General features: G+C 54.4%; 17 protein-coding genes. 12 read left to right on the forward strand and 5 right to left on the reverse strand.

All coding sequences use genetic code 11. The features are described 5' to 3' along the window. Nucleotides 1-19 precede the first annotated feature (19 nt). The 5 genes from ACWKWE_RS27550 (at nt 20) to ACWKWE_RS27570 (ending at nt 9,779) form a co-directional block, all read left to right on the forward strand. On the forward strand, nt 20-3,199 hold the full coding sequence (locus ACWKWE_RS27550; protein ID WP_483852284.1) for an efflux RND transporter permease subunit: 3,180 nt from the start codon (nt 20-22) through the stop codon (nt 3,197-3,199). Nucleotides 3,200-3,213: 14 nt separating this feature from the next. Then, complete coding sequence (locus tag ACWKWE_RS27555) at nt 3,214-4,278, forward strand: efflux transporter outer membrane subunit (RefSeq protein WP_483852285.1); 1,065 nt, start codon at nt 3,214-3,216, stop codon at nt 4,276-4,278. An 8-nt stretch (nt 4,279-4,286) separates the two neighbouring features. Beyond that, complete coding sequence (locus ACWKWE_RS27560) at nt 4,287-4,691, forward strand: TolC family protein (RefSeq protein WP_483852286.1); 405 nt, start codon at nt 4,287-4,289, stop codon at nt 4,689-4,691. 212 nt (nt 4,692-4,903) lie between these two features. Beyond that, nucleotides 4,904-5,806 carry a LysR substrate-binding domain-containing protein gene (locus ACWKWE_RS27565; RefSeq protein ID WP_483852287.1) on the forward strand — a complete coding sequence of 301 codons (903 nt, stop codon included), beginning with the start codon at nt 4,904-4,906 and terminating at the stop codon, nt 5,804-5,806. Between the two features lie 211 nt (nt 5,807-6,017). Beyond that, nucleotides 6,018-9,779: a hypothetical protein gene (locus tag ACWKWE_RS27570; RefSeq protein ID WP_483852288.1), complete on the forward strand. Its 3,762-nt coding sequence runs from the start codon at nt 6,018-6,020 to the stop codon at nt 9,777-9,779. A gap of 264 nt (nt 9,780-10,043) precedes the next feature. Here ACWKWE_RS27570 and ACWKWE_RS27575 read toward each other — a convergent pair whose 3' ends face one another. Together ACWKWE_RS27575 and ACWKWE_RS27580 are read right to left on the reverse strand one after the other, a co-directional pair. Then, nucleotides 10,044-10,334, reverse strand: a complete 291-nt coding sequence (locus ACWKWE_RS27575) for a YciI family protein (RefSeq protein WP_483852289.1) — start codon at nt 10,332-10,334, stop codon at nt 10,044-10,046. Nucleotides 10,335-10,696: 362 nt separating this feature from the next. Beyond that, complete coding sequence (locus ACWKWE_RS27580; protein ID WP_483852290.1) at nt 10,697-11,398, reverse strand: flavodoxin family protein; 702 nt, start codon at nt 11,396-11,398, stop codon at nt 10,697-10,699. Nucleotides 11,399-11,973: 575 nt separating this feature from the next. On the opposite strand from ACWKWE_RS27580, the gene ACWKWE_RS27585 reads away from it, so the two are divergent. Beyond that, on the forward strand, nt 11,974-12,864 hold the full coding sequence (locus tag ACWKWE_RS27585) for a LysR family transcriptional regulator (protein WP_483852291.1): 891 nt from the start codon (nt 11,974-11,976) through the stop codon (nt 12,862-12,864). Between the two features lie 43 nt (nt 12,865-12,907). Here ACWKWE_RS27585 and ACWKWE_RS27590 read toward each other — a convergent pair whose 3' ends face one another. Together ACWKWE_RS27590 and ACWKWE_RS27595 are read right to left on the reverse strand one after the other, a co-directional pair. Then, nucleotides 12,908-13,489 carry a TetR/AcrR family transcriptional regulator gene (locus tag ACWKWE_RS27590; RefSeq protein WP_483852292.1) on the reverse strand — a complete coding sequence of 194 codons (582 nt, stop codon included), beginning with the start codon at nt 13,487-13,489 and terminating at the stop codon, nt 12,908-12,910. Between the two features lie 232 nt (nt 13,490-13,721). Then, nucleotides 13,722-14,849 (reverse strand): alkene reductase, encoded by a 1,128-nt coding sequence (locus tag ACWKWE_RS27595; protein ID WP_483852293.1) that lies wholly within the window; start codon nt 14,847-14,849, stop codon nt 13,722-13,724. Between the two features lie 365 nt (nt 14,850-15,214). On the opposite strand from ACWKWE_RS27595, the gene ACWKWE_RS27600 reads away from it, so the two are divergent. The 6 genes from ACWKWE_RS27600 to ACWKWE_RS27625 all read left to right on the forward strand — a co-directional run bounded on the left by ACWKWE_RS27600 (nt 15,215) and on the right by ACWKWE_RS27625 (nt 21,272). Further along, nucleotides 15,215-16,306, forward strand: coding sequence for an alkene reductase (locus ACWKWE_RS27600; RefSeq protein ID WP_483852294.1), 1,092 nt, complete (start codon nt 15,215-15,217; stop codon nt 16,304-16,306). 175 nt (nt 16,307-16,481) lie between these two features. Beyond that, complete coding sequence (locus ACWKWE_RS27605) at nt 16,482-17,063, forward strand: TetR family transcriptional regulator C-terminal domain-containing protein (protein ID WP_483852295.1); 582 nt, start codon at nt 16,482-16,484, stop codon at nt 17,061-17,063. Between the two features lie 291 nt (nt 17,064-17,354). Further along, complete coding sequence (locus ACWKWE_RS27610) at nt 17,355-18,344, forward strand: zinc-dependent alcohol dehydrogenase family protein (RefSeq protein ID WP_483852296.1); 990 nt, start codon at nt 17,355-17,357, stop codon at nt 18,342-18,344. A 401-nt stretch (nt 18,345-18,745) separates the two neighbouring features. After that, nucleotides 18,746-19,216 (forward strand): SLATT domain-containing protein, encoded by a 471-nt coding sequence (locus ACWKWE_RS27615; RefSeq protein ID WP_483852297.1) that lies wholly within the window; start codon nt 18,746-18,748, stop codon nt 19,214-19,216. After that, nucleotides 19,213-20,271, forward strand: a complete 1,059-nt coding sequence (locus tag ACWKWE_RS27620) for a nucleoid-associated protein (protein WP_483852298.1) — start codon at nt 19,213-19,215, stop codon at nt 20,269-20,271. The genes ACWKWE_RS27615 and ACWKWE_RS27620 overlap by 4 nt, the downstream gene beginning before the upstream one ends. Beyond that, nucleotides 20,268-21,272: a hypothetical protein gene (locus ACWKWE_RS27625; RefSeq protein WP_483852299.1), complete on the forward strand. Its 1,005-nt coding sequence runs from the start codon at nt 20,268-20,270 to the stop codon at nt 21,270-21,272. The genes ACWKWE_RS27620 and ACWKWE_RS27625 overlap by 4 nt, the downstream gene beginning before the upstream one ends. Before the next feature lie 149 nt (nt 21,273-21,421). Here ACWKWE_RS27625 and ACWKWE_RS27630 read toward each other — a convergent pair whose 3' ends face one another. Then, the gene (locus ACWKWE_RS27630) at nt 21,422-22,417 is read right to left on the reverse strand and encodes an aldo/keto reductase (protein ID WP_483852300.1); all 996 of its coding nucleotides are present in this window, start codon (nt 22,415-22,417) and stop codon (nt 21,422-21,424) included. Between the last annotated feature and the right edge of the window lie 37 nt (nt 22,418-22,454).

Here is a 22,454-nt window from a genome sequence, read left to right on the forward strand (position 1 = left end):
CGGGAGACCGGAGAACGCCATGAATATCTCAAAATTCTTTATTGACCGGCCGATCTTCGCCGGGGTGCTGTCGATGTTGATCCTGCTTGCAGGGCTGATCTCGATGTCGCTGCTCCCGGTGTCGGAATACCCGGAAGTAATTCCACCCACGGTTACGGTTCAAGCGCAGTTCCCTGGCGCAAACCCCAAGGTCATCGCCGCAACGGTGGCCTCGCCGCTGGAGGAGAAAATCAACGGTGTCGAGAACATGCTGTACATGCAGTCTCAGGCGAACACCGACGGCAACATGACTTTGACGGTCACATTCAAGCTGGGTACTGACCCTAACCTTGCCCAGCAGTTGGTGCAGAATCGTGTTTCACAGGCACTGCCGAAACTGCCTACCGATGTGCAGCGTTTGGGTGTGACAACGGTCAAAGGCTCGCCAGCTATGACCATGACTGTGCATCTGATCTCGCCGAACGACCGTTACGACATGACCTATCTGCGCAACTATGCGCTGATTAACGTGAAGAACCGGATCGAACGTATCTCGGGCGTCTCTGAGGTGCAGATCAAAGGTTCTGGTGACTATTCGATGCGGGTGTGGTTAGACCCGAAGAAGGTCGCTGCTAGGGATCTCACCGCGACTGACGTCATCAAATCGATTCAGGACCAAAACGTCCAGGTCGCTGCGGGGTTGATCGGTGCCTCTCCATCGCTTCCCGACGCTCCACTGCAATTGAGCGTGAACGCCAAGGGCCGCCTGCAGACGGTTGAGGAGTTCGAGAATATTGTGCTCAAAGCGCCCAACGGTGCAGTGACGCATTTGCGTGACGTGGCTCGCATCGAGCTTGGCGCCGCGGACTATGGCTTCCGTGCCCGTATCGACAATAAACCCGCCGTGGCGCTGTGGATCTATCAGTTGCCTGGCGCGAACTCTCTGGACATCTCTGATGCTGTTCACCAGACCATGGCTGAGCTGCAAAAAGATATGCCAGAGGGCGTCGAATACCTGATTACCTACGATCCACCGAAGTTCGTGCGTGACAGTATCCGCGCGGTCGTCCATACCCTGATCGAAGCGATTCTGCTGGTCGTTCTGGTGGTGGTGGTATTCCTGCAGACTTGGCGGGCATCCCTGATCCCGCTGTTGGCCGTGCCTGTTTCGATCATTGGTACGTTTGCTTTGTTGGAAGTGTTCGGCTTCTCAATCAATGCGCTCTCGCTCTTTGGTCTGGTACTCGCGATCGGCATTGTGGTCGACGACGCGATCGTCGTCGTGGAAAACGTGGAGCGTAATATCGAGGCTGGATTATCGCCTAAAGACGCCACGTATAAAGCCATGCAGGAGGTTAGCGGACCGATCATTGCAATTGCTTTGACGCTGGTAGCTGTGTTCGTCCCACTGGCGTTCATGTCCGGCATCAGTGGTCAGTTCTACAAACAGTTTGCGATGACCATTGCGATCTCCACTGTCATTTCTGCTTTCAACTCGCTGACCCTTTCTCCGGCGCTGGCAGCGTTGCTTTTGCGTGGACACGACCATCCGAAAGATTGGTTGACACGCGTGATGGATCGCTTGTTTGGTGGCTTCTTTCGCGTCTTCAACAACGTCTTTCATCGTGGCGCCAATCGTTATGCGGTAGGGGTCAAGGCTGTTGTTGGACGCAAGACCATCATGCTGATCATTTATGCGGTGCTGCTCGGCTGTACGGTGTTGGTCGGCAAGACCGTACCGTCCGGGTTTATCCCGCAGCAGGACAAGGATTACCTGATCAGTTTTGCCCAACTGCCAAGCGGGGCGACATTGGATCGTACTGACGAAGTAATTCGTCAGATGTCTGAGATCGCCATGAAACAACCTGGCGTATGGTCAGCCGCTGCCTTCCCAGGGCTATCCATCAATGGCTTCACCAACTCATCGAGTGCGGGCGTACTTTTCGTCGTACTGGACCCATCAGAAGAGCGTCAGGAAAAAGGTAAGTCCGCTGCTGAGATCACCGCCGCGCTGAAGGAGAAATTCGCCGCACTGAAGGGTGCCTACATCGGCGTATTCCCTCCGCCACCTGTCTTGGGTCTTGGCACCTTGGGCGGCTTCAAATTGCAGCTGGAGGATCAAGCGGATCTGGGTTTCACCGCGCTGGATGTGGCCACGCAGGCTTTTGTTAAACGTGCAATGGAGTCGCCCGAACTGGCTTCGACGTTCAGTAGCTATCAAATAAACGTTCCCCAGCTGGACGTGGATCTTGATCGGGTCAAAGCGATGCAGCTCGGTGTGCCGGTAACCGATGTGTTCAACACCATGCAGGTATATCTGGGCTCGCTGTACGTGAATGACTTCAACCTGTTCGGTCGGGTTTACCAGGTCCGTGCGCAGGCGGACGCTCCATTCCGTGCCACCAGCGATGATATCGGCAACCTCAAAACTCGTAACGACAAGGGCGAGATGGTCCCACTGTCGTCGCTGGTCAAAGTGACCCCGACATTCGGTCCAGAGATGGTGGTTCGTTACAACGGCTACAGTGCCGCCGATATCAGCGCAAGCCCGGCGCCAGGGTATTCGACTGGTCAGGCTCAGGCTGCTATCCAGCGCATTGCTGCAGAGACGCTGCCGCGTGGCGTGAAGTGGGAATGGACCGATCTGGCCTATCAACAAAAACTGGCTGGTAGCGCAGGTGTTTGGATCTTTCCAATCAGCGTGTTGCTCGTGTTCATGGTGCTCGCTGCACTGTACGAAAGCCTGGCGTTGCCAATGGCGGTCATCATGATCGTACCAATGAGCATCCTCTCTGCGCTGACGGGCGTCTGGTTACTGGGTGGTGACAACAACATCTTTACCCAGATCGGTCTGATGGTGCTGGTGGGGCTCTCTGCGAAAAACGCAATCCTCATTGTCGAGTTTGCTCGGGAGCTAGAAATGCAAGGTATGGCCACCGTCAAGGCTGCCATCGAGTCGAGTCGTCTGCGCCTGCGTCCAATCCTGATGACATCGTTCGCTTTCATCATGGGTGTTGTGCCACTGGTCGTATCCACCGGCCCAGGGTCGGAGATGCGTTATGCAATGGGGATCGCAGTGTTCTTTGGCATGCTCGGTGTGACCTTCTTCGGATTGTTCCTCACCCCGGTGTTCTACGTGCTGCTGCGCAAAATCAGTGGTAACAAACCGCTGCATTCGGCCAGTGTTCATGCCGCAATTGAACCGGCTCATGAAGCCTGAGTGGAGAAAACAGCATGAAACGTCTAACAGCAACATTTGCGTTCTCTCTGCTCAGCGTGGCTCTTGCTGCTTGCTCCGTAGGCCCGACCTACGAACGCCCTGAGATGGCTACTCCTCAGGCGTTTAAAGAGGCGAGCAGGGATGCGGATCAAACTGATAAATGGAAACAAGCGCAGCCGTCGGAACAGCTGGAAAGAGGGGAGTGGTGGGTTGTTTTCGGTGACTCTACGCTCAACCGCCTAGAGAGTCAGGCTGTTGGTGCAAACCAAAACCTCAAGGCAGCCGCTGCGCGTCTTAAGCAGGCTCGAGCCCTGCAGCAGAATGTGCATGCCGACAAGTATCCGGACATCAATGCCGGGCTTGGACCGACCCGCCAGCGCCAGTCACCTGCGGCACAGGGCAAGTCGGACGGCGATTCGAATTCAGCGCAGACCCTGTACCGCGCGCAGATCGATTTCTCCTATGAGGTAGATCTGTTCGGCCGCGTATCATCTGCCGTAGAGGCCGGTGACGCTGAGTTTCAACGCAACGAGGCACTGTTTCGCTCCGTGCAGTTAATGCTTCAGGCAGATGTGGCGTTGGCTTACTTCCAGCTTCGGGAACTCGATGCCGACGTTGCCCTTTATGCGGACACGGTGAGCCTGCGCGAACGTACGCTCAAAGTCATCCAAGCACGGGTGGATGAAGGGACCAGCGAGGACCTGGATCTGTCTCGCTCAAGGTCTGAACTGTCCTCGGCACGTGCTGACTTGCTCGGCTTCCAGCGTCAGCGCGCGGTCGCGGAGCACGCGTTGGCGATTCTGCTCGGCGAGAACCCTTCGCAGTTCAGCTTTAGCGCGCAGCCAATTGAGCGTGTGGCGGTCGACATACCCGCCGGCTTGCCGTCCTCGCTGCTTGAGCGCCGGCCGGACATTGCGGCTGCTGAGCGAGCCATGGCAGCAGCCAATGCTGACATTGGGGTGGCCAAAGCCGCGTTTTTCCCTCGGCTCAACCTGACTGGCGGATTCGGATTCGAATCTGATGATCTGGGTGACTTGGGTAACTGGTCGAGCCGGACGTTCCTGCTCGCCCGCTCGTAGGGACGATGATGAGCTTGCCGATTTTTGATGGTGGGCGGCGCCAGGCGAATCTCGACAAAGAGCGAGCTCATTACGAGGAGCAGGTGGCGAACTACCGCGAGACGGTACTCAAGGCTTTCGGTGAAGTTGAGGACAACCTTGCCAATCTCAGATTGCTGGGCGATCAAACCAAGCAGCAGGATGACTCTGTAGCCTCAGCCTCCAAAGCAGCGCAGTTGGCGTTGATGCAATACACCGAGGGCACCACTGACCAATTGCAGGTCATTGACGCTGATCGCAGCGTGCTCTTGCAAAAACGTACCTCGGTGCAACTGGACGGTGACCGCGCACGCTCCGCTGTTGGATTGATCAAAGCGCTGGGAGGTGGCTGGGCCAATCCAGTCGCGGTTGCCTCCTCCAAGAAGGAGCCGTAGCCGTGACCTGAAGCCTCCGCCTTTGGTGGCCTCGATTCAATGCCAAAGGTGGGGCGGTTTCTTGTTGGCTTGGCGCGCAGGTGCCCCTTGATGGGGAGTGCGTAGAGCGTTTCCGGCTGATTACCGTCGGCCCGCAGTTTTCAAATAAGCAGAATCTCGCACACGGTTTTTCCCAGGTAATGACTTACGTTGTGGCGAGAGGGAGCAGATCAATGAACCGGGAAAATCTACGTCGCTTGGACATGAACCTTCTTATCGTGTTCGAGATGGTTCTGCGTGAGCGAAACGTCACCCGGGCGTCCAAAAATCTGTTTACGAGCCAGTCGGCAGTCAGTTCCTCCCTGGCGAAGTTGAGAGATCTTTTCGGTGACCCACTCTTCATTCGATCAGGTGAGTTCATGGAGCCGACCTCGCGAGCCTTAGATATCGCTCAGCTTCTGACTCCGGCCCTCGACGGGATGATGTCTGCTTTGTCCAGCAAGCAGATTTTCGATCCCGCCTCCAGTAGGCAGGTGTTCCGAATCGGCATGTCTGATGACGTCGAGTTTGGGCTGATGCCACAACTTCTGGCGTATATGGGAGCTCATGCTCCCAACGTTTCTTTGGTAATCCGGCGGGCGGATTTCCGAGAGATGCCCCGTATGCTGCTTTCCAATGAAGTAAGTCTCGGTGTCAGCCACACGGACGAACTCCCTGCGAACTCCAAACGGCGCAGGCTCAGAGCCACTCGGCCTGTGGTCCTCAGTGCCATGCGAGCCTCCACTCCGCTTTCCTTAAAAGAGTACTGCGCGCGCCCCCACGTCCTCGTCTCGTTTAACGGAGATCTCAATGGGTATATGGACACTGAACTGGCGAAACTTGGCTTGACCAGAAATGTGATGCTGGCGCTTCCGCAGTTCAGCTCGATGGCGTCGATATTGACTGGAACGAACATGCTGGCCACCGTACCTGACTATGTCGCCTCGCGCATGGTGGAGGTCTGCGATCTGCATGCAGAACCACTGCCCTTGGAGGTGGCGGGCCATGATGTCTCTCTCACTTGGAGTGGCGCGAGCGACAGCAGTCCCGCAGAGCAGTGGCTCAGGGGGGCCATTCTTGAAGTAATGTCGGAATAGGTTTGCGTAATCCGATGATGAGGGTGACGTTCAGGCGGTCGATTCCAATGTGCGGAATCTGCCGCTTACTCACTAGGGGACATGGTTGTGAAAACTGAGGAACGGACACGCATGATGGATTTTAAGATAGCTTAATCGAGTATCGGCAGCGTTAGGGTGCTAAAACTGCGGCCGGTGTGCTTAGCTGGACCAACACTCAAGGAGCGGGATTGTGGGGAAGAAGAAACGCAAGAAGCAGCGCGTAAAGCCATTGGATATGCCGGGTCTCACGCCAGAGATCCAACGAGCCATGGATGAGCGCCGGAAGATGTCCGATCAAGCATTTCTTGCATCCTGCGCCCAGGTTCGCGCCGTCATCACACGCTTTCATCCCGGTGACGTCGTCACCGCCCTTAACATCTCTGATCTGTGGCTGCCGAATCGGGCGTCTCAGGTAAAACATATGCTTGCGTTCAGCCTGCTAGTAGCTACCCCGGCTGAATGTTTCCTGCCCGCCCGCATGAACACCTACGACGTTTTCGCCGAGTTTTGCACCTCCTTGTTCGACGCTCTTCCTGCATTAGGTATGTTGGAGGATTACGTGCCCGATGCTGATTGGGGAGCGGTCAAGATTCTGCTGGGAGACCTGCCCGTCGGGATCCTTCATGGCGGACCTGTTCAACGTATCGTTGACTATGTAGAGGCATTCCGGATTTGCTATGGACACGACCCGCAGGCCGAGTTGGATCTAGAGTGCGCAGCCAGAATTCAGAGCGAACTCTTGCGCCAGGTGCCAGGCAACGGCGGCGAAGATGTTGGAGAAGAGGATCCAGGACACATTGAGGTACCGCCCGTGTTTTTCTGGAACGCAATGCTGTCAGCCTTAACGCAATTGCCTGCGGTAGAGGATGCGCGGGATCAATATATTGTGGAGCTAGGTCATCCTTCAGCGTGGAGCAACGAAAGCGAGTTTGCAGATGCGGTGATGACCGGTACGGTGTTGCCGTGGTTGGCGATACGGGTAGATGGGGTTCTGCGTTCAATTGGCCTGCGTAACACCATGACTGTCGTTGTAGAGGCCTGGGCCAAGACTCGGCAGGTGTTTTCAGCTCACCTTGCCACGCGGCTTGGAGGGTACCTGGAAAAACGGATAGATCATCGCACCTGCAAGTCAGGGCCGCTGTTTTTGGAGTCACGCCACGAACGCGTGCCGGTGGCAATCGCTGCAATCCTTCGCGACGATGATCGCTTTTTTGTGGTCGTGCCGGTGACATCTGGGCAACTGGAAACGGCAGGAAAAACTGTTACTGCCATGCGCAGGGTGATGCGGGCAGTGGACTGGGGATTTCGAGTTGAGGGTTCTCGTCACGGGTTTCAAATTCTTGACGCGGATGGAGTGCTCCCAAAGCCAGCCGACATTGAAATAGTCTTAGTAAAAGCCCAGTTCTCAAATAAATTCTCAGTGCTCAAGCTGCCGGGTGAGGGCACGCGAGTAATGACTCTGCTGGACGCCTGCACCATCTTCGATTCGGTTGAGTCAGTGGGAGAGCTGGTAAAATTCTGGAGCTACGTTGATGGTCTGAAGCAATTTCGCGGCCCGATGTTCGGTGACTTGGGGGACCTGTTCGGGTCTTTCCGTGATGCCCATGCTCAATTAGTTGAAGGCGCAGTGAACCCTGACTTTCTTGGATTGGACCCGCACTGGGGGGCGTCCTGGCGCTATCGTAATTTGCAGCAACATTGGGCACAGGCACCGTTGAATTTTCCGGACGAGGGGAGTGTATGGCAGACGCATATTCGTGAGCGGGAAAGTTCGTTGACACGGGTCGTTGCGAAAAATGCCCCCAAACAAGCCTGGTCGTCAGTACTGAGTAACACCACGGTACACTTTGTTCTTGATGTCGATGCGGTGGGCCTGACACGGGAAGATGGTCCACACCTGGAGCTTTTTACACAAATCGCCGCGGACAGCCTTGCTGAAAGAGCCTCGATCATCTCTCCGTTCTTGAATCTTCCGTTTCGCAGGGTGACCTTGGATTGTTTCAGTGCTCCCCATTTGCTGGCATCGGTGCCGGAGGAACAAATCCAGCAAGCGATTGCGATGCCTTTGGTGACTTCAAGGCGCGGGGGCTCTCAGAGTGATGCTGATAACTACCGCGCTGGACTGACGGTTAACCTGGCGAGATTAGTGCAGGGGCTGGAGAACACCGAGGATGCTGGTTTCGAAGTGGCGTGCGCGTTGGCCATCCTTGAACAACTCTTTTCTGTGTTGGGTTCCACAATACCGCCTGAGTTGCGGCAGGCCATGGAGCGGACGTCCAGTCGACAGCGGCGCTTTACACTGAATCGCTTGGAGCGCTCAGTGGATGTCCCCGACTACACCAGCCCAGAAGTGCCAAAACCCGAAGACTACAAGGTGGCAAGGCGGAACCTTGCCATTCTGCTGAAAGATCAAGGTGTGTCTCCTGGCGAGTATTTGCTTGAGGCCGCTAAGGCTCTGATCAACCCAGCACGCGCAGCATTCCGGGACGCTGTGCACCAGCGTATCGGCGTGTTGGACCGCGAGAGCCTTCTGCGATATTGCGTCGAGCAGCACGATGCTCTGATCGCTGAAGATAACCGGAAGGAGCTGCGGGTCAAGCAGAGTTTAAGGCATGAAGTTGACTACGATCGCGAACAGCACCTGGCAGAAGGCCGGAGAAATTTTGTCAATGAAAGCAAAAACTATCGGTACCTGTTAGAAAGCGCGCTGGTTTTGACATCCCCCCAGAACTCGCCAGTTCGCGCCGAAGCCGTTCTCTCGATTCTGGCGATGATCGACTGGTTGTACGTGCTGTACGATGCCAGCGACGTTCTTCACAACGGCATCGATGTGGGTGGTCTGAGAGTAAGCGATCAATATGTCCCCGAGGTGTTTTACTCGGTAGGGCGTAAGCATCAGGAAGAGGTATTTGGGCGCGAAATGGCAGCCTTGCGTCTAGGTACCAATGTCATGGAGGAAGACAAAGTCACTACGGCGCTGTCCATGGAGGATTACACCGCAGTATTGGATAATGCTTTCGTCAAGGATCTCAAATTCAGCTACTCGCACTTGTTGCAGGTACTCTCCATCCTAATCCTATGGGTGTCTGCCGACGGTGCCGAGGAGCTTGCTTGCGGATATGTAAGTGACCGCAGAACGATCGCAGAGCGAGCTGTGGAAGCCTACCCGAGTCTGCCGCTTGAGAGAGCATTGGACGTAGTAGAGTTTTTGCTGCTTGCGCCTGAGGATGCCTGGCGGCTGATTGGCAAGGATGTGGTAGAAAGCGACGTTCCCGTCTGGGAGCACTCGAAACGCGGGAGTCGTCATACTATTCGCCCGCTCATCAGCCTTTCGGGAGGGCGGGTACTGTGGGGGGCTGCTGCAGTTGATCGAGCTAAGCGCATCTGGACCAATTCCATCTCAGCTGGTTATCTGCCGGCAGACTATCCTTGGCCTGCAGTGCGCGACGTAGTCGGAAGGCTGAAAAAGGAGTTGGAAGACCGTTTGGAGGACCGCGCGTATGAGATTGTCACCCGGGATATGGCATATGTCGCGAAGGGCATCGACTTCAAGTATCGGTTTCCCAAGCAGCAATTTCCGGACGTGGGGGACTTCGATGTGCTTGCGTATCGGCCGGAGGAAAATCAGTGGCTGACCGTGGAGTGCAAATATAACCAGCCTGCATTTTGCCTCAAAGATGCGCGACGATTGCGGGATCGGATTTTTGGTCGCGGTAACGACCGAGGTCAGCTCGAAAAAATAGAACGCCGTCGAGTTTTTTTGACAAACAATGTAGACGCATTGCGATCATTGCTAGGATGGCCGGAGCCGTCCCATAAGCCATTAACGGTGACGGAGCTGTACGTCTCTCGTGATACGCACTTTTGGTTGCGTTTTCCACCGTACGAAGTGCCAACGCATTTTGTACAGATTGATATGTTAGATTCATGGCTTAAATCAGCCAGCTCATAACGCCTCGGATGGCCGAGCCGGCAAATAGTGCGTCAGATTTTCGCCTGCTCGCCATCCCCCCAATAAGAAAATACTGAGTACGCAGGCCCCTGCTTGAGTCAGAGCTTACCGCCCGGTAAATGACTGGGAGTAGCCATAGCTCTCTATGCCAGCGTCAGGGTCGATGGCAATCGCTTAACTTGCGAGCCAAAAAAACTGGCTCGTTTATAGTATTGTTGAAGAGAGGATTAGCCTACCCTGAGGAAGAGTAGGCGATCTGAGATGTCAGACGTTTTTGAGATCATTCAGCCACGGTTGGGTCAGTTTAACCGAAATAGGCGTTATTTCGTAAGTGCCGACATTTGCTATAACGTACGAGTCTTCAGCCAATGCCTGGTTTAAGGCGTCCAGCGTTACGTTGTTTACCAGGATCACGCCACCGCGTCCTTCCGATTTTACAGCGCCGAATAAGATGAGGCCGTCTTCAATATAGCGACGGACCCATTCGCCGTGGGCTTTGTTATGCGGTTCAACGGCTTCAGAGGGTTGGGTCAAAGTAAGGTCGACGATGTACATGATAATTATCTCGTTAAGTTAGATGATGGAAGCGAGGCGAGTTTCACGGGAGTTTCGCTCGAATGGCTCCTTCCATGTTTCTGGTGCTGCACCCGTAGCGAAATCCTCATGGGAATACTTTGGCGCAGCAGGTGGCAAGCCCTGCGGTAATAGTCCGCAGTTCACATGAAGTGAACCGGAGGTTGTCGTCTGTAAGCCGAAAAGGGGCGCACAGAAAAGGATATAGCCTCTGTGCGCCAGGTGTTGCTACGGGTCTTATTATTTGGGAGTAATACATGCGGCGCAGTGGTGGCTATTCTCCCCGGCGCAGCGAACAAGCTATTGCACGAAACTCGCGTCGTTGTTACAAAACAATCATGTTCTCAGGATGCGGTCAGGCTCGTAAGAACTTTCGGGGCGGCCGTCTTGTCGACACCACGACGCTCCGGATCCTGTTGGTCGGAACCTCCGCTGACCCCGGGAGACAGAAAGCGGCCCAGTGTCAGTCTGCCTACCACAAGCTCTTGTGTGACCTCGGCAACGCGAGCACCGAGGAATTGGGCAGTTCTCAGGTCGGATGACGGGGGCGCGACATCGCCGCCTTGGTCCATGTTAGCCTGAGCGGCCATACCCAATGTGTAGCTGTCGCGATTGAGAATGTCTTCATTGGTGTAGGAGCGGTTATTACCGTAGTTCAACCCCAAATTAACCCAGTGCATTTGGTGCTGGGCTGCGAAGGTCATAAGTTGTACCAGCGAGTTTTGTTTATCTCCACCACGCGACGCGCCAGTCGTGAAACCTGCTGCTACCTTGTTTGCCCACCGTTTTTCAACGTATTGCAGGTGTGACGTCGCGTCCATAAATGCTTTGAAGGGGGCCGAGAGGCTGCCCATGTAAGTGGGGGCGCCCATAATGATAGCGTCAGCACTGTCGAGCAAATTCCATTCTTCATGGGCCTCTTCTGCTTTGATGATGCGCACTACAACGCCTTTAACGCTTGAGGCACCAGCGGCAACTGCTTCTGCGACTTTTAATGTATGGCCGTAGCCACTGTGATAAACGACTGCGACTTTGATGGTGGTCATTGGAGTCTCCGCGATCAAACGGCGGCTACGTTGTGTGCCGCATCGGTTTTGATGGTAGAGAGAATTATTTTTCCCAGTTACCCCACTTAGTGATCAGCACCTATGCCTAGAATTCTTGATTCTGTGCTCTACAGCAATTTTCGATAGTGCAGACGCTGATCGTCGGGTGAAGTTGGGTGCCAGCATAAGTCCATGATGACCTTTGGAAAATATCATTGCCAATAATTCAGAATTACAAAAATACCAACGTGTCTCGGAACGTAAGCTGGTCAGAGATGTGGTTTCGTACTCTATTACATACCCAGTCTGACGCGCAGAAAGTTTAATAAGATGTCCTACAGCAACGGGTGCCCTGCCAAATAGACGTCTTGCCCCTGCGAAATATACAAACCAGTCGGCTACATGCTCACTGCTAAAAATGCAAGGACTGGACGAGCGAGCACTCGGGTATATTTGGTTTCGATGCTCCAGGCACTGAGCATGAGATGCAACGTGACCTGAAACAACTTGCTGGTCTTCTGTTCGCTACGTAGCCTGACCACCAATACCTCATTACAGTTAGTCGGTACCGTGACATGGAACTCCAGCATCTTCGCTCCTTTATCGAAGCGGCCGAGCAGGGGCGCGTTAGCGTTACTGTGCAGCGACAGCTGCGCGTCGCCAAATCGTCCTTGAGCCGCCATATTCTGGAGCTGGAGAAAGAGGTAGGGACTGTTCTTCTATCCCGCACCAACGGCGGTGTTGAGCTAACGGATGCAGGGACGACGTTTCTGAGTTTCGCGCGCTCAGCACTGCTCCAAGCGGACGCGGCCATTGGCATCGCGCGTCGAGCGACCAGCTCAGGTAACAAAAAATTTGCTTTGGGGTTGCTTGATGGATATCGAGACGAGTGGTTGAGAGAAATCATAAAGCGCCTTCAAGACCAGTTGCCGACTCTGGAGTTGGCCATTACCAGTCAAGCATCCTCAGCAATGGCTCAAGACCTCAGGAGAGGCATGTTGCACGCGGCTCTGATGTACAGGGAGGAGGGATGCGACGATCTGGAGTACATCGCCCTTCAACAGGAGCCCCTAGTTGCCGTCATGACCAAGGACCATCGACTTGCGAGAAGAGCTACGCTTGATCTGAAGGAACTGGCTCCTGAACTTTCAAGCTTAGCCTCCATTACAGCCCAGGCACTGCAGGCTGCTATCGAGCGCGGAGGGGAGCTTTCCGGATATCAACCTAACTCAATTAACTGGGTCGTGGACTTTGCAATGGCCTTGGCCAAAGCTGAATCGGGCAAGGCCGTTACACTCTTACCTGCCCACATGGCTGAGTCGCTGGGCGACGAGTGGGTAAGTCGCACGGTGGAAGGGGCTGCGTTAATGTTTGATGTGGTGATAGGGTACAAGGGTGCGGACGCATCGAGCACGTGGTCCACGGCACTTGCGCGCTTGCAGGAAGACAGCGGTCTGTTGAGCTGACGTCCCTTCGACTTTAATAGGGTTTGCCCTTGGGTGCCGTCTTTCAACGCAGAACGTGTGTGAAAAGAACATTGATGAATGACTGCATTGCGACCGGGGTCCTCTCTGCTTTTCCGACTAGCATTGCGCCTTGCAGCGATAGCACGATGTGAGAGGCTACGTCCTTCGCGGGGTACTTTTCTCCCAGTTCTCCCTGGGCTACGGCCGCGGCGATGGCGAGCTCTATGCACTGCTTGATCCAGGCATAAATCTCCACTAAACGAAGCCGAATTGATTCGCTGCTCTCACTGGCTTCTGCGGTGAAATTCCCATACAGGCATCCCTTTTCCATGAAACCAGTGCTCAGCATTTCTTTGTGCGCTTCGACATAGCCGCGCAGTCGGTCCAGTGGTTTCAAAGAGTTATTCAGCAAGGTTTCGTTGATGAGCTCTTGGCTGTTCTCAAAATATAGGTTGAGGATCTCCATTCCAAAGGCTTCCTTGGATGTGAAGTGGTTGGTGAACGAGCCTTGCGGAACGCCGGCAGCTTGCACGATGTCACGGACACTCGTGGCGCAGAAACCTTTCTCATGCACCACGCGCAAGCCCTCATGGAGGATTTTTTCTTTCAGAGAAGCTCTAGCCATAAAATCAACACCGTTTGCACAATCGTATTGGCCTATCTCCGCATGCGGGAGCAGTAGCGACCGGTTTATAAGTAGAGGGATTATTGTGCACGAATTTCGATCCAAGCACGCGCTTGGCGGAATCACTGATCGTAATCTGAGCACCCGTCATCAGCATTGGCTTTAGCGCCAGTCGCTGGGTGTAGCAAACACCCAGCGATGTATATTTGAAGCGTGACGGTGCGACGGTATCTCAGCGATGATCGGCGTCGGCGTCGGCGTCGGCGTCGGCGTGGGCGGGATAATCGATGTAGTCCCGGTGATCGCCGCCCCAGAAGGCTTCTCGGTTGTACTTTTTCAACGGAAGGTTCCTTCTCAGCCGCACTGGCAAATCGGGGTTAGAGGAGAACCATCGGCCGAATGCCACCAGATCAGCGTCCCCGCGTTGCAATATTGCCTCGGCGCCTTCGCGATCAAAGCCACCGGCGGCGATAATTTTGCCGTTAAAGATTGGCCGCAGGAAACTGGCGGCAACGGGCGGTTGACCTTCCTCCAATGTTTCCGTCCCCATGACACGAGGCTCGATGACGTGGAGATAGGCGAGATCAAACTCATTGAGCCGGCGGGCAAAATAACCAAAGGTAGCCTCGGGATCGCTGTCAGAGATCGAGCCCCACTTGCCGCTAGGCGATACACGAACTCCTACACGGCCAGGCCCCCACACCGAGACTAAAGCTTCAACAAGCTCAAGTGGCAGGCGTGCGCGCTTCTCAATTGTTCCACCGTAGGCATCGGTACGCTTGTTGGTTCCATCCTGAAGGAATGTATCCACCAGATACCCATTAGCGCTGTGCAGTTCCACGCCGTCAAATCCTGCAGCCAAGGCGCGCTCAGCGCTTTCTTTGAACGATAGGATGAGGTCGGGGATTTCTTCAATATCAATGGCGCGGTGCATGGAGACCGGCACCCAACCATCTTGGGTGAAGACGATGGTCTCGAAGGGCACTTCGGATGGGGCAATTGGAGCGCGGCCCTCGCTCAGGTCAACATGTGATTGGCGGCCGTCATGCCCGATCTGCATGTAAATCACCCCCCCTTCGGCATGAACGGCATCAGTGACTTTTCGCCAACTCTCGACGTGCCGGTCGGTGTAGATGCCTGGCGCTCCCAAGTACCCGCGGCTATCCAGCGATGGGTGTGTTGATTCCACGATAATCAAGCCGCCCTTTGAGGCGCGCTGGCGGTAGTACTCCACCATCATATCGCTAGGGCTGTCGTCTTTCTCTGACCGCAGCCGTGTCATTGGAGCGTGGACTACCCGGTGCTCAAGCTCGTCTTGCCCTAGCGTGATGGGTGAGAAAAGCATCTTTGTATCAGACATAAGGGCCTCATCTGGCGGTGGTAATCGACGATATCAAATCAATACGTACATACGTATTAGGTTGATCACGCCTTTCTTTTGTCAAGAGGGTGGGCTGGTGGACCGATCGACGTCCCCATGGACTCTCGCTGGAGCCCATGAATAATGCGGCCTCTGTCGGTAGAAGGCTTGTGGTGCTGACAAAATCACTTGACGACCAATACGTACGACCGTATTAATTGCCTTCCGCTAAACGGGCCTGGTGAGACGAACACTGGACCGCACAAGCGAAGCCGGTTGTTAGGTTTGGCTGCACTGGGCCCGGCCCATGTTCGTATGTCTCTTGCGGGGTTATTCCCGATTGAATTCCATTTTATGAGGCTTGTATGTCGTCACTTTTTTCAGCAATCAAATTGGGCTCTCAGCCACTGAACCATCGAGTAGTGATGGCGCCACTTACCCGTATGCGGGCAGGCCAGGGTGACTCCCCGACTGACCTTATGGCCACTTACTACGGCCAACGTGCCTCCAAGGGTGGGTTGATCATCGCTGAAGCCACCGTAGTTTCTCCAAACGGGCGGGGCTACCTGGGTGCTCCAGGGCTTTATCTGGACAGCCAGATCGATGGTTGGAAAGCAGTTGTAGATTCCGTGCATGCCAAAGGCGGCAAAATCTTCCTGCAGCTGTGGCACGTCGGCCGGGTATCGCATCGAGATCTTCAGCCCGGTGGCGTTGATCCGGTCGCACCATCTGCTGTGCCGTTTGAGGGGATGGTTTTCACGGGGACGGATTGGGTCGTTGCGTCGCCCGCGCGTGCTCTTGAAATTCCGGAGATCACCAAGCTGGTTCTCGATTATCGGGACGCAGCCACGCGTGCAAAATTTGCGGGCTTTGATGGAGTCGAGGTCCATGCTGCTAACGGCTACCTCATCGATCAATTCTTGCAGGATGGCAGCAATCATCGTTCGGACGAGTACGGCGGCTCCATCGAGAACAGAGCGCGATTCCTCATGGACGTTTTGGAAGCAGTGACTTCCGTGTGGGGGGCTGGCCAAGTCGGCGTGCGGCTGTCGCCGAATGGCGACTTTGGCGGTATGTCAGACAGTGATCCAGAAGCGACCTTCACCTACCTGGCGGATAGATTGAATCAATTTGGTTTGGCTTACCTGCACGTTGTTGAGCCCCGCGTCAGGGGCTCTGAATTGGTAGAAGACAGGGATCAAGCTCCGGTAGCGACTCGCCAACTGCGCAAGGTGTTCAATGGGACCATAATCGCCGCTGGCGGTTTTACCCCAGAATCAGCGGAGGAGATTGTCGCAGCAGGGGATGCCGATTGCGTTGCGTTTGGGCGGGATTTCATTTCCAACCCAGATCTACCACTGCGTATTGAAAAACGGCTCCCGCTCAACGAGTACGACCGAAATACTTTCTACGGTGGCGACGAGCGCGGGTATCTGGATTACGCGTTCTACGAATAACAGGTTGTCGCCAGTCCAAGCTTGGCAGGTTGAACCTGCCAGGCTTCACACAGCTCAGTATTTATTGCTTTTCGTCAGAGAAGGGCGATGAGCTACGGTGCTGCCAGGCGAGAGGTGGCCTGACCACGATGAGGTGATATTGACAATCTCAATGCGTACGTCCATATTAAATCGTATGAGCAGACCATCCCACAAGGAAACTATCCTTACCCACGGCCTAGCCTTGATCCACAAGCGCGGCTTCTCGCACGCGAGTGTTCGAGACATCACTGCTGCGGCGAATGTCCCCAACGGTTCCTTTACGAACCACTTTGCCTCCAAGGAAGAGTTTGGCCTCGCCGTACTTGATATCTACGTGGGCAATGGCGCTGAGCTCATGGCGCGAACGGTGCTGGATACCTCGCGGCCTCCCCTGGAAAGATTGATTGCCTATGTCGACGAGAGCATTGCAGGGCTCGAACAGGTGGGTGTCGAAAATGGCTGCCTGATCGGCAATTTCAGCGCAGAGTCTGATTTTGCCAGTCCGGCCATCCGTCAAAGAGTTGCCGAAATTTTCAAGTACCGTTGCGCATCTGTCGCAGCGTGCATTCGCGAGGCGGTGAGTCGTGGCGAAGTGCGAGCTGACATAAATTGTGACGATGTTGGAGTGTTCATCATTGGCTCGCTCCAAGGCGCCACGCTGTTGGCTCGATCTCAGCACAGCATGGAGCCGATGCGTCAGGTGCGACGCACGCTGGTGGATGTCGTCCTCCGATAAGTCATATCTGCAAGACGGGCTGAGCTGCCTGTTCATGCCGTGAATCCCAGCACCGCGCTCTGTCGGCTTTCGCAGTCTTCTTTCTCTACCGTTCTGAACCTATCTGCAGTCCTGGCCGGTTTTATACCGGGAAGGGCTGTGGGGAATCCTGCTGCAAACCGTTTGGGTGCCAGGCACCGCCACCGCCGTGCAAATTGACTTGACCAAACCAATGCGGTCGTACATATTTGACCAATACGGTCGTCCGTATTGGTTTTTTGCGAACCGCATCATTTGTTTAACGGAGTTGCTATGTCCCGCATTGTTGGCTTTTCAGAATATGGTGGTCCTGAGGTTCTCAAGTTTCTGGAGGTCGATGTACCGGCTCCAGCGGCGAATGAGGTGCGGATTGCAGTGAAGGCGATTGGTTTGAACCGTGCCGAGTCGATGTGGCGCACGGGCAAATACGTAGAGCCGGTGAATTTGCCCGGTCGCTTGGGTTATGAGTCCGCCGGGGTTGTGGATGCAGTAGGCAGCGGTGTGACGCATGTCGCCGTTGGTGATCGGGTGAGTACTGTTCCGTCGTTTTCTCTTAACGATTACGGTATGTACGGGGAGGTGGTATTGGCTCCCGCGCACGCTGTGGTGAAGCTCCCTGACTTCGTGTCTTTCGAGGATGCCACCGCGATCTGGAATCCTCTGATCACTCCATATGGTGCCTTCATCGAGTCTGGGTTGTTAAAGGCAAACGATGTCGTCTTGATTCCTGCGGCATCCAGTGCAGTTGGCCTGGGAGCGATTCAAATCGTCAACTCGGCTGGCGGTGTAGCTGTCGCGCTGACTCGTACCGGCGCGAAACGTAAGGAGCTACTTGAGGCTGGCGCTGCGTTCGTGATCGCCACTGAGGAGCAGGACCTGGTTGCTGAGGTCAATTTGATTACCCAGAACAAAGGCGCGGATATCGTATTTGAGCCAGTGGGCGGCCCGACTTTTGCCAAACTGATTGAGGCACTTAAGCCCGGTGGGACCATTTTGATCTATGGGGCTCTGAGTGAGGAACCTACTGTGCTTCCGCTGCTGACCGTGATTGGCAAAACCCCAATCATTCGCGGCTATAACCTCTTCGGGACCACGACTGACGCTGCTCGTCAGAAGGCTGCGACAGATCATATCTTCGCCGGTTTGAAATCTGGCGTGTTCAAAACGCGGATCACCAAGACCTTTAGATTCGACGACATCGTCGAGGCTCATCGAGAGCTGGAAAAGAACCAGCACCTGGGTCGTCTGGTTGTGAAGGTATAACTGGATAGGTTGCGGGTGCTTATCTCAAGTACCCGCCTTTTGTTGCTCATCCTGGAAGTCCGCGTGCCTATTGGCTGCCGTTGCGCTCTACGCATGGTGTGGCGGACGTTTTGGGCGATGCGTGGGGGATCCTTCACGTTGCCAAACTCGGCCCACTTTGACTGCAGCGCCGCGGCAATCTCAGATTTGTGAATTTTGCTGTACGGATGTACAGTTTAATTTGCGGCGGGTAGCTGACTGGCTGAGCGGACTGCTCCGGGGTTTGCTAACGAAGAAAGCAGGTGGGGGTTGCAATATCAAAAGGCCATGCCTTGTGATAAATTTGATTTCCACGCTTGGCAGGGACGTCTAAGTTATATTCGTACATCCCTTACTAGCATTTTTTATAATAAGGGACGTCCATGAGTTCGGAACAAGAATTTCAAAGCAGTGCTGACGTATTGCAGCGCTGGTTCAAGCGATCCAGAGAATCACAGCTGTCGCACCAGTTGATGGCGGAAAATCTAAGTGCTACCCACGGTACGCTGGGAGTGTTGACCATCAGCATCACTGCAATTGCAGGGGCTACGACATTGCTGGCCACGCTTGGTGAAGTTTCGAAAGTGTTGCTTGGTCTCTTAACTTTGGTGGCCGCAATTCTTGCCTCGCTGCAAACTTTTTTGAAACTCGAAGACCGTGCAAACCAGCACCGGATTGCTGGGGCTCGATATGGCCATGTGCGTCGCAAACTGGAGTTGGCAATGGTGCTCGAGGCTTCTGAGAAAGAGTCCCGGTTGAAGGAGGCTGAGAACGAGTTGAATAGCTTGGCAAGTGAGAGCCCAAGTGTATCCAAACGAGTGCTTGACGCTGCGTTGAAAAGGAATGGTCAATGAGCAATCCATTCAATAACTTGATCTTCAACCGCATCATCCTGCATAACGTTCACAAGCCCAATGAACATGGGGCAACGGCTGCAACTATCAGCCTTGAGCTGACGACCTTGAATCAGGCAGGGAAGCAGCTGTTGCAGGAACGGGTCAGCAAGGTTCTTGGCTCGGGGTCGGGATCATTGGCCATGGATGTCGCCAGCAAGACGGCTGCTAGCTGCTATGAGTACTCTAAACAGCTGGTCCAGGCCAGTGAGCGGGGGTTTATTACAACTTCGGCCGCCATTGCTCATCATCACACTGCTATCCACTCCAGCAAGCGCTGGCCCGGCGGCACGTTGGTGATCATTTCGGGGACCACGGACACTGACAATAAGCGCTGCCTGATCATTATCAAGGCGGAGCAGCAGGCCGGGTTCACGGAAACCGAAGAGGATGGGAAAATCACCCTGGCGTATCTTGAGAACCTGATCCTCACGCCACAGTCCAAGCTGTATAAAATTGGGATTTTTTACGAGACGGTCGCGAGAACCAGCGGTGCCGTGGTTGAGCTTGATGCGCACGTCTTCGACAGCAATATCAAGTCGGACGACGACCGCCAAGCCGCGAAGTATTTCTATTCGAGCTTTCTGGGGCTCAGAATTCCAGACAGTGCCGTCCAGCGAACACGGGACTTTTTCGAGTATACGGCCGAATTCATCGAGGGGATGGAGGCGCCGCCGGAGCGGAAAATCGACCTGCAACAGGCGCTGTATACCTACCTCAAGACGGATACATCGACGACGATCGAAGGGGCCGAATTCGCGGAGCGCTTCCTGTCCGCTAACGAGTCAGACGACTTTGTCGGTTATTTGGGAAGGAAAGGATTTCCGGATTCGGCAGTCGTCAAAGATACAAAGGCTATCAACAGGAAATTAGCTCGTCGCAAGCTAAGCTTCACCAATGATGTGAAAATTACCGCGCCAGCTGATCAGTTCGCAGAGCTGGTGAGGGTGGTGCAGACCACCGAGACTGAGACAACGTTGGTTATCAAGGGAGCTCTGGTGAGCCAGGACCGATGACAGAGGACGACTACCTCAGTCGCTTTCGAAATGAGGCTCCATGCCTTAAGGCTTGGGGCCTGTTCGTCGTTGATGAGATTAAACGGGCCATCAGGCATGCCCGTGGTGCTGAAGGTTATGAGCAGTGGGTAAAAATGCCGCCCGCGATCAGGGTTAAAGACGAAAGCTCCCTGGTGGCCAAGGCGTTTGTCCTGAACAAGGGATGGTTTAGCAACTATGAGGACATCACCGATAAAGTAGGTGTCCGCTTTGTTTTGGGCTTATCTGACCAGATCGTTGAGGTTTCAAAATTCATTGAGGCATCTGACCACTGGCAGGCAATGGGTAGCAAAGAGTTCGATGAGTGGCGTGAAAAAGACCCCCGGATATTTGACTATCAATCTGCCCACTTTATAGTCACGTCATATAGCGATATTACTTACGATGGCGTAATGATCCCCGAAGGGACGAAGTGCGAGATACAGGTCAGAACTCTCTTACAGCACGCTTATGCGGAATTGAGTCATGACACGCTTTATAAATCCAACATTACCAGTCAACCTGAAGTCCATCGATTGTTTGCCAAGAGCATGGCGCTCATGGAAACAACTGATGATATGTTGCTCAAGGCAAATCAAAGCACCTTAAAATCCCTCGCTAGTGTCCAAGCGATCAAGGATGTGGTACTGAAGGTCAATGCCGAGCACTTCTCTGCGGTCTCGTTCGAACCAAAATCCCGTGAAAATGATTTTATCATTGATAAACTGCGGGGTGCTGTGGGAGCTCAGTGGGTCGAGGAGTTTGAAGGCTTTGTGAAAAGATTTTCGGCAATGCTTGAAGGTAAAGTGGCAGAGCGGAGAGTAGGGGAGCCCATCTATCGAATTCCTGCGATTACTCTGATTTACTTTCTTGTACAGACCCGTCCCCGCTCTCTGCCTCAACATTGGCCATTTGATCTGCCGATGCTTGAGCCGATATACAGTGATCTTGGTGTGACGCCGCGGTGGACCAAAGATATCTGAAATCAATCCTGAAGCGACGAACCAACTGAGTGCCGCTGACGTTCACCTAGATTGCCCAGCCCTGACGCGAGGTCACTGCAGAGCTGGGAATGAATCAATTCCACAGGGCGAAGCTAATCCCTTAACAACCTGCTATTGCAACCGAATGCTCATTGCAGTGACGGGACTACGGCGTCTTCCGAGATTAGCCTGTTAGCTTTCATTTGCCTCCAGAAATCAGCAGGGATCTCGGTGCTGACGGCCGCCTGGTCCTCGGCAACTCTTGATGGTTTGCTCGCACCAGGGATTACAGACACCACATTGGGGTGTGCTAGCGCGAACTGCAGCGCGGCGGCCTTGACGTCGACGTTGAGAGAGTTGGCAAGCTGGGTGATTTTCTGTACGCGCTCAAGAATTTCGACGGAAGCAGGTTGGTACTCAAAGTACTTCCCACCGACGAGGACGCCTGAGCTGTACGGTCCACCGATCACGATATTGACGCCTTGCATGGCAGACTTCGCCATCAACCTCTGTGCGGCGGGGGTATGCTCCAGAAGGGTATAGCGGCCAGCGAGGAGAAATCCGTCGGGCTTAGGCTCATCTAAATCCAGGATCAACTCACAGGGTTCGACTCGGTTTACTCCCAACCCCCAGCCCTTGATAGTACCTTCCGACTTTAGCTTCGCGAGCGCCCTGAATGCTCCCTTGCGAGCTGTATTGAAATGCTCGATCCATTCATCACCGAAATTGTTTTGATCGACATCGTGGACCCAGACGATGTCTAGGGTGTCGGTGTTCAGTCTCTTTAGGCTCTGCTCGATCGAGCGATACGCGGCGTCTGCGGAGTAGTCGATGATCAGTTTGTTCTTGCGTCCATTCGCAAACAACCCGGTTCTTGGTCTCTCGCTGATCTCATCAGAGATAAGACGGCCTACTTTGCTGCTCAGTGTAAAGTCCTGTCTGTTGCGGCCAGCCAACGCTTGACCTAGTCGATGTTCGGAAAGGCCGGCGCCGTAGAACGGGGCCGTGTCGAAGTATCGAATTCCTAGCTCCCAAGCGCTATCAATGGTGGCACGGGCGTCATCATCACTGATCTCTTGAAACAGGTTCCCCAGCGGGCCTGCACCAAAACCCAATTTCCCGTGTATCTTTTCAGCAAGACTCATAGGTACCTCCGCGCGTCTGGCGCATTAACTTTTTTAA

This window comes from Pseudomonas salicis, assembly GCF_057128705.1.